We start from the raw sequence: 12,748 nt of genomic DNA, 5'->3' as shown, positions 1-12,748 counted from the left end.
CAAGTCGACAATCATAAACGTCCAACGACCAAAGAGCAGTTCTATGGAATTTACCGCACGTGAAGATGTAGACGTACCAATTGAAGACGCATTTGATCTTCTTTCAGAATACGACGTGTTTGAACGCATGGCGATGCGTAGAGGGATCGAGGTGCAGCGCCACGAGCCCAACGCGCCGATTGGCGTTGGCACCAAATGGACCGTTGAATTCGCGTGGCGTGGCAAAGACATTCCGATGCGCGCAGAGATCATTCGTTTCGATCGTCCGGATTGGATCGAAATCGAGGCGATCATGCCGGGCATGGACGTGACTGTGTCCTTCGAATTGCTCGCACTTTCAAAAAAACGCACGCGCTTGCACTTTAAAGCCAACTCAAGCGCCAAAACTTTACCGATGCGCCTGCTGTTGCAATCGCTCAAGCTCGCCCGCAGCAATATTGACAAAAAGCTGCAGGAGCGAGTGAAGCTTCAGTGTCGCAACTTGGAAGAACGTTACTATCAGGCCGCCTGATTACTCGTAGTGGCGCGTCTTGGCTGCAGGATAAACTCCCAGAACTGAAAGGTAGTTGGTGAAGTAGTCCAACTCCTCCAGCGCCAGTTTCAGCGATGGATCATCCGGGTGACCTTCAACCTCTGCATAAAATTGCGTGGCTGTGAAACGACCATCGACCATGTAGCTTTCCAATTTCGTCATATTGACCCCATTGGTCGCAAAGCCGCCCATAGCTTTGTAAAGTGCTGCAGGAATGTTGCGAACCTGAAAGACAAAACTCGTGATCATACCATGACCTTTGTCACGTCGATCCGTCTGTGCCTCAGGCGCCATAATCAAGAATCGCGTGGTATTATTGTCGAAATCCTCGACGTGGCGCGCCAGAACATCCAAACCATAGATTTCGCCTGCAAGCTCAGAAGCCAGCGCAGCGGACGACTTATCTCCGACTTCAGACACTTCCCGAGCCGCCCTTGCGTTATCAGGGCTGACGCGACCACGGATGCCGTGTTGCTTCAGGAAAGTTGCGCATTGCGGCAACAGAACCAGATGGGAATGGGCTTCTTTAACCTCTTCAAGCTTCGTTCCGGGCACCGCAAGCAAGTTGATATGCACGCGAACAAAGGCTTCATCGATAATGTGAAGTCCGCTTTTTGGCAGCAGCCGATGGATGTCCGCAACGCGTCCATAAGTTGTGTTTTCAACGGGTAGCATTGCTAACTGCGCATCCCCATTTTTGACGGCGTCGATGACCTCTTCAAAGGTCGCGCAGGGTAGGGCCTCCATGTCTGGACGTGCGTCGCGGCAGGCCTCATGTGAGTAGGCGCCGGGCTCTCCCTGAAAAGCTATCCGATGTGTCATTTCGTTTTTTCCGTCATTTTCCCGAAGAAGGGCGATTGGTCGCGGTAACTATACCTTGCGTTCCGCAGAAGGAAGCGGATAGATACGCCGCAAACGCCACGAGATGGAAACGTAGCATGTTCGACACGATGACACTGACAAAAGTAACTGGCGCTCTGTGCGGCGCGCTTCTGGTATTCCTGCTGGGTGCATGGGCGGCTGATGCTCTGTATTCCACCGGTGGTGGCCACGGTGCCCACGGTGGCGAAGAAGCCAAGCAAGGCTACGCGATCGAAGTAGAAGTCGCGGCGGCTGGCCCTGCAGAGGAAGGCCCATCCCTGGAAGAGCTTCTGGCAGCTGCGGACATCGGCAAAGGCGAAAAAGTATTCGGCAAGTGTAAAGCCTGCCACAAGCTGGAAGACGGCGCTAACGGCACTGGCCCGCACCTCTTCAACGTTGTTGACCGCGCGGTTGGCGTACAAGATGGTTTTGCTTATTCCGGTGCAATGGTTGCAGTTGCGGAAACTTGGTCCGCAGAAAACCTCGATGGTTTCCTGGCGAGCCCAAAGAAATTCGCACCGGGCACAAAAATGGGCTTTGGTGGTCTGAAAAAACCAGCAGACCGCGCCAACCTGATCGCTTATCTGGCGACTATCCAATAATTTAGTTCTCAGCTGAGAACTTTGACAGGCCGTTGCTCATGCAACGGCCTTTTCTTTTTGCGATCCTGTTCTAGTTGGAACTCAAAGGGTTAGGATGCATCTGCGCACGGGCTGATCACCACTTGTTTATGCATTCTTAGCTTGAATGCCGGCGGGGCACAGACATAATCTAATGTAAAAGAACGCGTAGAAGCGTTGCTCATCAGCAGAAAGGGCCCATAGATGGCAAAACATGCCGAAGAAAAGAAGTTCCTAGAATTTTCACGTCGACATGTATTGGGGCTTATGGGCAGCAGTGCAGCAGCCATTGGATTGGGTTTACCCGGTCGTGTCTACGCGGATGATGATGAGATGATCCGGTCCCATGGGTATTCGTTCTTTGGAGATTTGAAATATCCTGCGGACTATCCTCACTTTGACTACGTCAATCCAAACGCTCCGAAGGGCGGTCAGATCGTCCTGTCAGCGCGGGGAACCTTTGATGGCTTTAATCGCTGGGCTTGGCGTGGCAATCCTCAGACTGATGCTTCGGTAGTCGCGGAATCAATGTTTGCAGAAATGCCTTGGGGCGGCGGTGCGCCTGCCGATTCCTTGACAGATTCCTACAACCTAATTGCGCGCGAAGTTGAGTATCCGAAAAGCAAACGTTGGTGCGTCTTCCACATGCGCGATGACGTCGTATTCCGTGATGGGTCCCCTCTGCGGGCGCAGGATGCGGCTTTTACGCATAACCTATTCCTCGAACAAGGCATTCGGTCCTTTGCGCGTTCGGTGAGCCAGCGGATCGAAGGTGTTGAGGTCATTGATGATCACACGCTGAAATACACATTTGTTGATGGGATTTCGCGACGCTCTCTGATCAGTCAAGTTGGTGGGACACCGATCTTGTCTGAAGCTTGGTACAAAGAAACCGGTGAACGTTTGGACGAACCATCTGTCATGTCGCCCATGGGGTCTGGCCCGTATCAGGTCGGCGATTACGAATTCAATCGCTACGTGGTTTATGAACGCAATCCGAATTACTGGGGTTGGGATCACCCGGCGAACGTTGGCCGTTTCAATTTTGACAGCGTGCGCATTGAGTATTTTGCGGATGCTACAGCGGAATTTGAGGCCTTCAAAACTGGCATCTACACCTTCCGTTCAGAAGGTTCGACCAAGCGCTGGGCAACGGGCTACGATTTCCCAGCCATTGAAAAAGGGCATGCTGTGCGCCAGGAAATTCCGAACGGGAATGCGCCAAGCAATAGTGGCATGATCTTCAATACTCTGCGCGCGCCTTTGGACAATCGGAATGTCCGTCAAGCATTGTCATTGGCTTTTAACTTCGAATGGACCAAGGAATCGCTGCAGTTCAATCTGACCACACAGCGTAATTCCTTTGTTGAAAACCAGGACTGGATGGCTGATGGCCTGCCAGAGGGCAAAGAACTGGAGTTCTTCAAAGCGCTTGGTGACGTGGTGCCGGAGGAGATTTACACAGAGCCTGCGGTGATGCCGCATTCGTCCCGTTCGTCAAACCCGATTGATCGTCGCAATAAGCGTACAGCCCTAAAGTTGCTTGAAGCAGAGGGCTGGTCTGTGAATGACGAAGGCAAGATGGTCGATGCAGACGGCAATCAGATGTCATTGGATTTCCTCGTGATTTCAAGCTGGGATGATACTCGGAAGGCGATGATCGAAACCTACAATAATACGCTTCGCGATTGGGGTATCGAGGTCAATGACAATGCCGTGGACGCTGCGCAGGGACAGCAACGCTTCCTTGATAAAGACTACGATATGATCAACACGCGCATCTTGAGCTTCTCTACGGTGGGCACGGGACTAAAGCAGCTCTTTGGCGCGGAAACCGCAGAGGTTTCATCCTATAACCCGTCTGCACTGCGCAGCCCGATGGTGGATGCGATTGTGGATGCCGCGCTTGAAGCGAATTCACGCGAGGAAGAAATCACCGCGCTGACAGCTTTGGATCGCGCGCTGCGCTACGAACGTGTTATCGCACACGCTGGCTATGTCCCTGCGTATTGGGTGGCCTATTACGACATGTTGGAACGCCCAGAGAAACTACCGCCTTATGCAGTTGGCGTGTTGGATTTCTGGTGGATGAACCAAGATAAATACGAGGCTCTTAAAGCCTCAGGCGCGTTGAGGTAACTGATCCTTGGGAGCCTATATTCTTCGGCGTTTGCTGCTCGTGATACCCACGCTTTTGGGGATCATGATTATCAACTTTACACTCGTTCAATTTGTACCGGGTGGACCTGTAGAACAGGTTCTGGCCCAGCTTCAGGGCGAAGGCGACGTATTTTCTAGTTTTGCCGGAGACGGCAATGATGTTGGCCTTGGTGAGGAGACTTTTGGATCAGATAGCGAATACGCTGGTGCACGGGGATTACCTAAGGAATTCATCGAAGAGCTTGAGAAAGAATTTGGCTTTGATAAGCCGCCGGTCGAACGGTTCTTCGATATGATGTGGAGCTACATCCAGTTTGATTTCGGCGAGAGCTATTTCCGAAAAATCGGTGTGATCGACCTAGTGCTTGAAAAGCTTCCCGTGTCTATCACTCTGGGTCTTTGGTCGACTTTGATTGCCTATATCGTCTCTATTCCATTGGGCATTCGAAAGGCTGTGAAGGATGGGACTGCCTTTGACACCTGGACCAGTGGTGCGATCATTGTGGCCTATGCGATCCCTGGCTTCCTCTTTGCAATCCTCTTGGTGGTTCTATTTGCAGGCGGGTCCTATTGGCGCATCTTCCCGCTGCGCGGCCTGACCAGCGATGGTTGGGAGGATATGACGCTTGTCGGGCAGGTACTGGATTACTTCTGGCACATCGCGTTGCCAGTGTTGGCCAGTACGATCTCTGCTTTTGCGACGCTGACTTTGTTGACCAAGAATTCTTTCCTGGATGAGATCAAAAAGCACTACGTGATGACCGCGAGGGCCAAGGGCCTGAGTGAGCGGCGCGTGCTTTATGGTCATATTTTCCGCAATGCGATGTTGATTGTGATTGCGGGTTTTCCAGCCGTATTTATAGGTGTGTTTTTTGGCGGCTCGTTGATCATCGAAACGATCTTCTCGCTTGATGGGCTGGGGCGTCTGGGCTTTGAAGCCGCGGTGGCGCGTGATTATCCGGTGATTTTTGGCACGCTCTTTGTCTTTGGTCTGATTGGCCTTGTGGTCGGGATCCTGAGCGACCTGATGTATGTCTTTGTGGATCCAAGGATCGACTTTGAAAGGAGGGAGGGCTAATGGCATTGTCTCCTATCAATCAGCGTCGCTGGCGAAATTTCTGCCAGAACCGGCGCGCGTTTTGGTCGCTGATTATCTTCAGCGTTGTCTTTGGACTGAGTCTGTTTGCGGAACTGTTGGCGAACGACAAACCGATCTTGGTGAAATATCGCGGTGATTTTTATACGCCTGTCTTTACCTTTTATCCTGAGACCGCCTTCGGCGGTGATTTTCGAACCGAAGCCGCTTATCGTGATCCAGAGGTGCAATGTCTGATTGCCACAGGTGGGATGGACCTGTGTTTTGATGAACCTGAAGGATATATCGAGGACGCGCGGGACGCTGTGATCGAAGGCGAGGCGGTTGAAAAGGGCTGGGCGCTTTGGCCGCTTATTCCGTATTCTTATGATACGCCTGTGGATCGTCCGGGTGCTGCGCCATTGGCCCCGGATGGGCAGAACTGGCTTGGGACAGATGATACCAAGCGCGATGTGGTTGCGCGCGTGATTTACGGGTTCCGCCTCTCGATCTTCTTCACTTTGATTGTGACCACATTGGCAAGCATTGTCGGAATTATCGCAGGGGCCATTCAGGGCTATTTCGGTGGCTGGGTTGATCTGATTTTTCAACGTGTCATCGAAATCTGGGGCGCGACTCCGAGCCTCTATATCATCATCATTCTCTTTGCGATCTTGGGACGAAGTTTCTGGTTGTTGGTCTTTCTCACGGTGCTCTTTGGCTGGACAGCCTTGGTGGGCGTCGTGCGAGCAGAATTCCTGCGGGCCCGGAACCTAGAGTATGTTCGGGCGGCGAAGGCTTTGGGGGTCTCCAACCGTGTGATCATGTTCCGCCACATGCTACCGAATGCAATGGTGGCGACAGTGACTATGCTGCCGTTTATCGTGACCGGAACGATCTCGACCTTGGCAGGGCTGGATTTCCTTGGCTTTGGTCTGCCGTCGTCAGCCCCCTCGCTTGGAGAGCTGACCTTGCAAGCCAAACAGAATCTTCAGGCCCCTTGGCTTGGCTTCACCGCCTTCTTTACATTCGCCATTATGCTGTCGCTTCTGGTCTTCATTTTCGAAGGCGTGCGCGATGCATTTGATCCACGAAAGACCTTTTCATGAGCATTCTTGAGGTAAAGGGCCTGCGTGTGTCCTTCCGTGTGGAGGGGCGAGATTTTGAGGCCGTCAGAGGCGTGTCCTTCTCGGTGGATCGTGGAGAAACCGTCGCTTTGGTCGGTGAGTCAGGTTCCGGCAAATCCGTGACCGCGCTTTCGACAGTATCCCTGCTTGGTGCAAGCGCCACCGTGTCGGGATCGGTGACATATGATGGTCAGGAGATGGTGTCAGCGGATGAAAAGCTGCTGCGTAAGGTGCGCGGGAATGACATCAGCTTCATTTTCCAGGAACCGATGACCTCACTGAACCCTCTGCATACGCTGGAAAAGCAGCTGGGCGAGTCGCTTGCACTTCACCAGGGGATTGTCGGCGACGAGGCGCGCGAACGCATCTTGGATTTGATGAACAAAGTTGGAATCCGAGACGCTGAATCCAGGTTGACATCCTATCCGCACCAGCTAAGCGGTGGACAACGGCAGCGCATCATGATCGCGATGGCTCTGGCGAACAAGCCAGACATATTGGTGGCAGATGAACCGACGACAGCGCTGGACGTGACCATCCAAGCACAGATTTTGGAGCTCTTGGCTGAACTGAAGAAATCCGAAGGTATGGGCCTTTTGTTTATTACCCACGACCTTGGGATTGTGCGTCGGATCGCGGATAAGGTCTGCGTCATGAAAGATGGCGAGATTGTCGAAGCGGGGCCGGTCGCTGAAATCTTTGCCAATCCACAGCATGAATACACCAGAAAACTGCTAAATGCTCGTGCCGCAGGAGCACCGGACCCGGTGGCTGAGACCGCGCCGGTGGTGGCTGAAACCAAGGGCTTGCGTATTTGGTTCCCAATCCAACGTGGCCTTTTGCGTCGTACCGTTGGTCATGTGAAAGCGGTGAATGACGCAACCATGACCGTTCGAGCAGGTGAAACGCTTGGGGTGGTCGGTGAGAGCGGATCAGGCAAAACGACGCTTGCCTTGGCCATCATGCGCCTGATCGCATCCGAAGGTGACATCCGCTTCATGGATGAGGACATTCGCAAGCGCAAAACCAAAGAATTGCGTGCACTGCGTAAGGACATGCAGATCGTCTTCCAAGACCCGTTTGGCAGTCTCTCTCCCCGTATGAGTTGCGAGCAGATCATCGCGGAAGGGCTGGGAGTGCATGGCAATCCGGATGGGCGTGACCCGCGTGAGTTGGTGGCGGAAGTCATGGAAGAGGTTGGGCTCGATCCGGCGACAATGGACCGATACCCGCACGAGTTTTCTGGTGGTCAACGCCAACGTATTGCCATCGCAAGGGCTATGATCTTGCGACCCAAGTTGGTGGTGCTGGATGAACCGACTTCTGCGCTGGATATGACTGTTCAGGTGCAAATTGTGGACCTGCTTCGTAATCTGCAGAAGAAATACGGGCTCGCTTATCTATTCATCAGTCACGACCTGCACGTTGTGCGCGCGATGAGCCACAAGATCATGGTGATGAAACAGGGCGACGTTGTTGAAGCTGGCGCAGCTGAAGACGTGTTTACAAATCCGAAGACGGGCTACACTCAAGAACTTCTTGCTGCGGCAGACTGATCAAATCGCTGCGCTATGGCGTGCTTTGCTTTGATCGTAGGCATCAAACGCGCGTGCTATTAGTCGGGTGAGAGGGCGTACTTCTGTTGGTACCAAAAGACCCTCATCAGACACATTCAGAAGCCCATCAAATTTCAGGTTTACCGCGTCGAATATGTCTCGAAGATCGTCCTGCGAAATGGCGAAAGTTTCAACGATCTCTTTAGCATTGACCGCAAAATCACACATGACCGCCTCGATGAGACGGGCATTCAACCGATCCTCGTCGCTGAATTCATGACCGCGCGATACCGAGAAAGCGCCCGATTGAACGGCCTTCGTATAAGCGGCTGTCGCAGGCGCATTCTGTGCGTATCCTTGCGGGAATTTCGAAATGGATGAGGCACCAACCCCGATCAGAACGTCTGCTTGATCATCCGTATAGCCCTGAAAATTGCGACGCAGTAGACCCTTCTGGGCAGCCTTCGCAAGCCCGTCTGTTGGCAGCGCAAAGTGGTCTATACCAATTGCATCGTAGCCATCCCAGCTGAACAATTCTGCGGCTGTTTCAAAGAGTGCCAGCCTTTCTTCGGGGGTTGGCAGAGCATCGGATGGGATCAACTGCTGACGTTTGGCCATCCAAGGCACATGGGCATAGCCATAGAGCGCGACGCGATCAGGAGATAGCGAGAGCAGTTTCTGCACGCTTTCCGTTATCTTTTCTGGCGTCTGATGCGGCAAGCCAAAGAGGATGTCAGCATTCAGGCTTTCAACGCCGCGATCCCGGATCATATCGATAGCGCGCTTCGTGACCTCATAGCTTTGCAGGCGACCGATGGTTTCCTGAATGCCTCGGTCGAAATCCTGCACACCGATCGATGCGCGATTCATGCTCGCCGCTGCAAGCGCGTCCATGCGGGTTTCGTCAATTTCATTTGGATCGATTTCAACCGAAAACTCTCCGCCCTCAGCCATTGGTGCGAGCTCGAAGATGCTTTCTGAAAGCGCCGTGATCATATCGGCGGTCAAAAGTGTTGGTGTACCACCGCCCCAGTGAAGGCGTGACAAAGAAACACCTTTTGGCAAGCGTGATTTCAATAATGCAAGTTCGCTTTGTAAAACCTCAACATAGGCAGCAACGGGGGAGGCCGTTTGCGTACCCTGCGTGCGGCAGGCACAGAACCAGCAGAGCCGCCGACAGAAGGGAACATGCACATAGAGAGAAACCTCTGAATTCTCGGGGATTTCCGACAGGCATGACTCAAAAAAACCCGCATCAATATCATTGCTGAAGTGCGGGGCGGTGGGGTAGCTTGTGTAGCGAGGTACTTTCGCGTCAAACAGTCCCAGATCGGCGAATTGCTGTTTTGGTCTCATGAAGTTAGCGTTAGGGGAGCAACAAAAGCTTCTCTTTGATACAGATCAAGGGTGTTGAAAAACATGTCATTGGAATTGCCAACCGGCGCACCACGAGACTGCGGAGACTGCCAGATTAGGCACCGCGCGGTTTGCTCTCGTTGCGACGCTGACGAGTTAACCCAGCTTGACGAGATCAAGTATTATCGTAGCTACGAAGCAGGCCAGACTGTGATTTGGTCCGGTGACCAAATGGATTTTGTTGGCTCGGTTGTGACAGGGATCGCGACTTTGACGCAAACGATGGAAGATGGGCGTACGCAGATGGTAGGGCTCTTGCTGCCCTCCGATTTCGTAGGGCGGCCCGGCCGCGATATCGCGCCTTATGATGTGGTCGCGACATCAGACATAGTGATGTGTTGTTTCCGCAAAAAGCCGTTTGAGGCGATGATGGAGAAGACGCCGCATATTGCGCAGCGTCTTTTGCAAATGACCCTAGATGAGCTGGATGCTGCCCGCGAATGGATGCTTGTGCTGGGTCGTAAGAAAGCGCGCGAGAAAATCGCTTCGCTTTTGGCCATCATAGCGCGGCGTGATGCGACCCTGAAACTGGCGACGTTGCAAGGGACGATGGAATTCGATCTGCCGCTGACCCGTGAGGCAATGGCAGACTATCTGGGTTTGACGTTGGAAACCGTCAGCCGCCAGATCTCGGCGCTAAAGCGTGATGGGGTGATTTCGCTGGAAGGCAATCGCCATGTCACGGTGCATGATATGGATCGCCTGCTGGAAGAAGCAGGCGATGATGCGGACGGTGGTGTTCTGATCTGATCAGTGCGCCATGAAGACAGGGATTTCGGCCTGCTCCAACATATGGCGGGTCGCGCCTCCCAGGATGGATTCGCGGAACCGCGAGTGACCGTAGGCCCCCATGACAATCATCTCCGCCTCGGTGTCCTGCGCATGACGCAGCAGAACATCAGAAACGCGTGGCATGGATTTTGACAGAACGTCGATTTCCACGCGCACGCCGTGACGGGCGAGGAATGTTGACAGCAGGCCACCCGGATCAGACCGGTTAGGACCATGGGTCGGCGGGTCAATTACCAAAACGCGCACTAGATCAGCCTCAGCCAAAAGCGGCAAGGCCGCTTTAGCAGCGCCAAGCGCCTCCTGACTTTCGTTCCAAGCCACGGTGATCGATTTCGGCTTCGAAATGGTTTTCCCGCTTTCCGGGACCACAAGAACCGGAGCGCCTGCATCAAACAGAGCGGCTTCGATGGTCGTCTCCATTTCATACCCATGGTTTTCGCCATAGGGTTTCGGCAGGATCATCACATCTGAGAACCGTGCGCGCGCGGCGACATGGCGGGCCACATCTGTCATCTGAGAGACACCAGCCTCCACCGCCCAGCGGCATTCTGTATTCCTTAAGAAAGTCTCTGCCACGCGTTCAATCGCCTGGGCTTCTTCGCGCGCCTGGTTGAGAGAGGTTTCTACCACCACAGCGCTGGCTCCTGAAAAATAGTAGCCCATCTGACTGCGATCTACGCCGAGGGTTAAGACATCCAGATGCGCCCGATGCTCGCGTGCAAATAGGCTGGCCTGTTTCAAAGTCTGCTCGGCAAAATCCACATCGGTCAACACGGACATCACGGATTTGAAGGGCATCGGAGCCTCCTTGATAAATGATTAGAGAACTGGGTCGCTGAGACCCCTTAAAAATCAGCCTGCGCGCGTAAGGGGCGAATTTCCTTGATGCAGATCAAGGCAGCACATCCCCAGCAAAAGCAAAAAGGCCTCAGTCTGAAGCCGCCCGTGGTCCGTTTGGATTCGTCCAAGCGCGCCAGCTGGGCAAGACAAAGGGACACGAAATGATCAACACTGTGAAGCTGATCGTGCTGGGCCTCATCACGCTAGGAGCGATGATTGCGGCCAACTATGCGCGCGACTTGGCCTATATGGTGCAAGCACTTGTGATTGTGCTTGTTTCCGGTGGGCTTTTTTTATGGGTGCTGCGGGGAACGGGTGAAGAAAAGCCGGTACCTTCGCAGTCCGAATATATGGATGACGTGATCCGGGCAGGCGTGGTTGCCACGGCTTTCTGGGGCGTTGTGGGGTTCTTGGTAGGCGTTTTCATCGCATTCCAATTGGCCTTTCCGGTTCTTAATTTTGAATGGACACAAGGTATCGGCAACTTTGGCCGTCTGCGCCCGCTGCACACCAGCGCGGTAATTTTTGCCTTTGGCGGCAACGCTTTGATTGCGACATCCTTCTATGTCGTGCAGCGCACCAGCGCCGCACGTCTCTGGGGTGGCAATCTTGCGTGGTTTGTCTTCTGGGGCTACCAGCTGTTCATCGTGTTGGCAGCACTCGGCTATGTTCTGGGTGGCACGCAGTCCAAAGAATATGCCGAACCTGAATGGCATGTGGACCTTTGGCTGACCATCGTCTGGGTCGCTTATCTGGCCGTGTTCCTTGGCACCATCATCAAACGCAAGGAAAAGCACATCTACGTGGCGAACTGGTTCTTCCTGAGCTTTATCGTCACCGTTGCGATGCTGCACCTTGTGAACAATATGACCATTCCGGTCAGCATCTTTGGCTCCAAATCCGTGATCCTCTGGGCAGGTGTTCAGGACGCCATGGTGCAATGGTGGTATGGCCACAATGCGGTGGGCTTCTTCCTGACAGCGGGCTTCCTGGGCATGATGTACTACTTCATTCCGAAGCAGGCTGAACGTCCGGTGTTCTCTTACAAACTGTCGATCATCCACTTCTGGGCGCTGATCTTCCTGTATATCTGGGCGGGTCCACACCACCTGCATTACACTGCGCTGCCTGACTGGGCATCGACTCTGGGTATGGTCTTCTCGATCATCCTTTGGATGCCAAGCTGGGGTGGTATGATCAACGGTCTGATGACGCTCTCTGGCGCATGGGACAAGCTGCGCACCGACCCGGTGATCCGGATGATGGTGATCTCGCTTGGCTTCTACGGCATGTCGACCTTCGAAGGTCCAATGATGTCGATCCGTGCGGTGAACTCTCTGAGCCACTACACCGACTGGACTATTGGTCACGTGCATTCTGGTGCGCTGGGTTGGAACGGTATGATCACCTTTGGTGCTCTCTACTTCCTGGTACCGGTTCTGTGGAAACGCGAACGTCTGTACAGCTTGACCATGGTAAGCTGGCACTTCTGGCTCGCGACTATCGGGATCATCCTTTACGCGGCCTCCATGTGGGTGACCGGCATCATGGAAGGCCTGATGTGGCGTGAAGTGGATGCGAACGGCTTCCTCGTGAACTCCTTCGCCGACACCGTTGCCGCGAAATTCCCAATGTATGTGGTGCGCGGACTGGGTGGGGTCATGTACCTCGTAGGTGCGATCATCATGTGTGTGAACCTCTGGCTGACTGTACGCAAGGCTCCGGCAAAAGAAGCCAGCCTGACCGTCGCAGTTCCAGCAGAATAAGGA

Annotated in this window: 11 protein-coding genes; 8 read left to right on the top strand and 3 right to left on the bottom strand. The window is 53.6% G+C overall.

Annotated features, from left to right (window positions below):
• Window positions 1–43: 43 nt before the first annotated feature.
• Window positions 44–511: an SRPBCC family protein gene (locus tag M0D42_RS11750; RefSeq protein WP_265018800.1), complete on the top strand. Its 468-nt coding sequence runs from the start codon at window positions 44–46 to the stop codon at window positions 509–511.
• Here M0D42_RS11750 and M0D42_RS11745 read toward each other — a convergent pair whose 3' ends face one another.
• Window positions 512–1,354: a prephenate dehydratase gene (locus M0D42_RS11745; protein WP_265018799.1), complete on the bottom strand. Its 843-nt coding sequence runs from the start codon at window positions 1,352–1,354 to the stop codon at window positions 512–514.
• A gap of 116 nt (window positions 1,355–1,470) precedes the next feature.
• Between M0D42_RS11745 and M0D42_RS11740 the strand changes: the two genes are divergently transcribed.
• The 5 genes from M0D42_RS11740 to M0D42_RS11720 all read left to right on the top strand — a co-directional run bounded on the left by M0D42_RS11740 (window position 1,471) and on the right by M0D42_RS11720 (window position 7,931).
• Entirely contained in the window at window positions 1,471–1,995 is a 525-nt protein-coding gene (locus M0D42_RS11740) for a c-type cytochrome (RefSeq protein ID WP_265018798.1), read from the top strand.
• 222 nt (window positions 1,996–2,217) lie between these two features.
• Window positions 2,218–4,152 (top strand): extracellular solute-binding protein, encoded by a 1,935-nt coding sequence (locus tag M0D42_RS11735; RefSeq protein WP_265018797.1) that lies wholly within the window; start codon window positions 2,218–2,220, stop codon window positions 4,150–4,152.
• 7 nt (window positions 4,153–4,159) lie between these two features.
• Window positions 4,160–5,251 (top strand): microcin C ABC transporter permease YejB, encoded by a 1,092-nt coding sequence (locus M0D42_RS11730; RefSeq protein ID WP_265018796.1) that lies wholly within the window; start codon window positions 4,160–4,162, stop codon window positions 5,249–5,251.
• Window positions 5,251–6,357, top strand: a complete 1,107-nt coding sequence (locus M0D42_RS11725; protein WP_265018795.1) for an ABC transporter permease — start codon at window positions 5,251–5,253, stop codon at window positions 6,355–6,357. Before M0D42_RS11730 ends, M0D42_RS11725 begins: the two co-directional genes overlap by 1 nt.
• Window positions 6,354–7,931, top strand: a complete 1,578-nt coding sequence (locus tag M0D42_RS11720) for an ABC transporter ATP-binding protein (protein ID WP_265018794.1) — start codon at window positions 6,354–6,356, stop codon at window positions 7,929–7,931. Before M0D42_RS11725 ends, M0D42_RS11720 begins: the two co-directional genes overlap by 4 nt.
• On the opposite strand, the gene hemN is transcribed toward M0D42_RS11720, so the two are convergent.
• Window positions 7,932–9,287, bottom strand: coding sequence for an oxygen-independent coproporphyrinogen III oxidase (hemN, locus tag M0D42_RS11715; RefSeq protein ID WP_265018793.1), 1,356 nt, complete (start codon window positions 9,285–9,287; stop codon window positions 7,932–7,934).
• Window positions 9,288–9,350: 63 nt separating this feature from the next.
• On the opposite strand from hemN, the gene fnrL reads away from it, so the two are divergent.
• Entirely contained in the window at window positions 9,351–10,097 is a 747-nt protein-coding gene (gene fnrL / locus M0D42_RS11710) for a transcriptional regulator FnrL (protein WP_265018792.1), read from the top strand.
• Here fnrL and M0D42_RS11705 read toward each other — a convergent pair whose 3' ends face one another.
• Window positions 10,098–10,937, bottom strand: coding sequence for a universal stress protein (locus tag M0D42_RS11705; RefSeq protein ID WP_265018791.1), 840 nt, complete (start codon window positions 10,935–10,937; stop codon window positions 10,098–10,100).
• 203 nt (window positions 10,938–11,140) lie between these two features.
• Here M0D42_RS11705 and ccoN point away from each other — a divergent pair, with 203 nt between their 5' ends.
• Window positions 11,141–12,745: a cytochrome-c oxidase, cbb3-type subunit I gene (gene ccoN / locus M0D42_RS11700; RefSeq protein WP_265018790.1), complete on the top strand. Its 1,605-nt coding sequence runs from the start codon at window positions 11,141–11,143 to the stop codon at window positions 12,743–12,745.
• The last annotated feature ends 3 nt before the right edge of the window (window positions 12,746–12,748 follow it).

This window comes from Cognatishimia activa (assembly GCF_026016445.1).
Lineage (GTDB): Bacteria > Pseudomonadota > Alphaproteobacteria > Rhodobacterales > Rhodobacteraceae > Cognatishimia > Cognatishimia activa_B.
The sequence above is the reverse complement of the archived record's forward strand: the minus strand, read 5'-3'. Positions and strand labels throughout refer to the sequence as shown.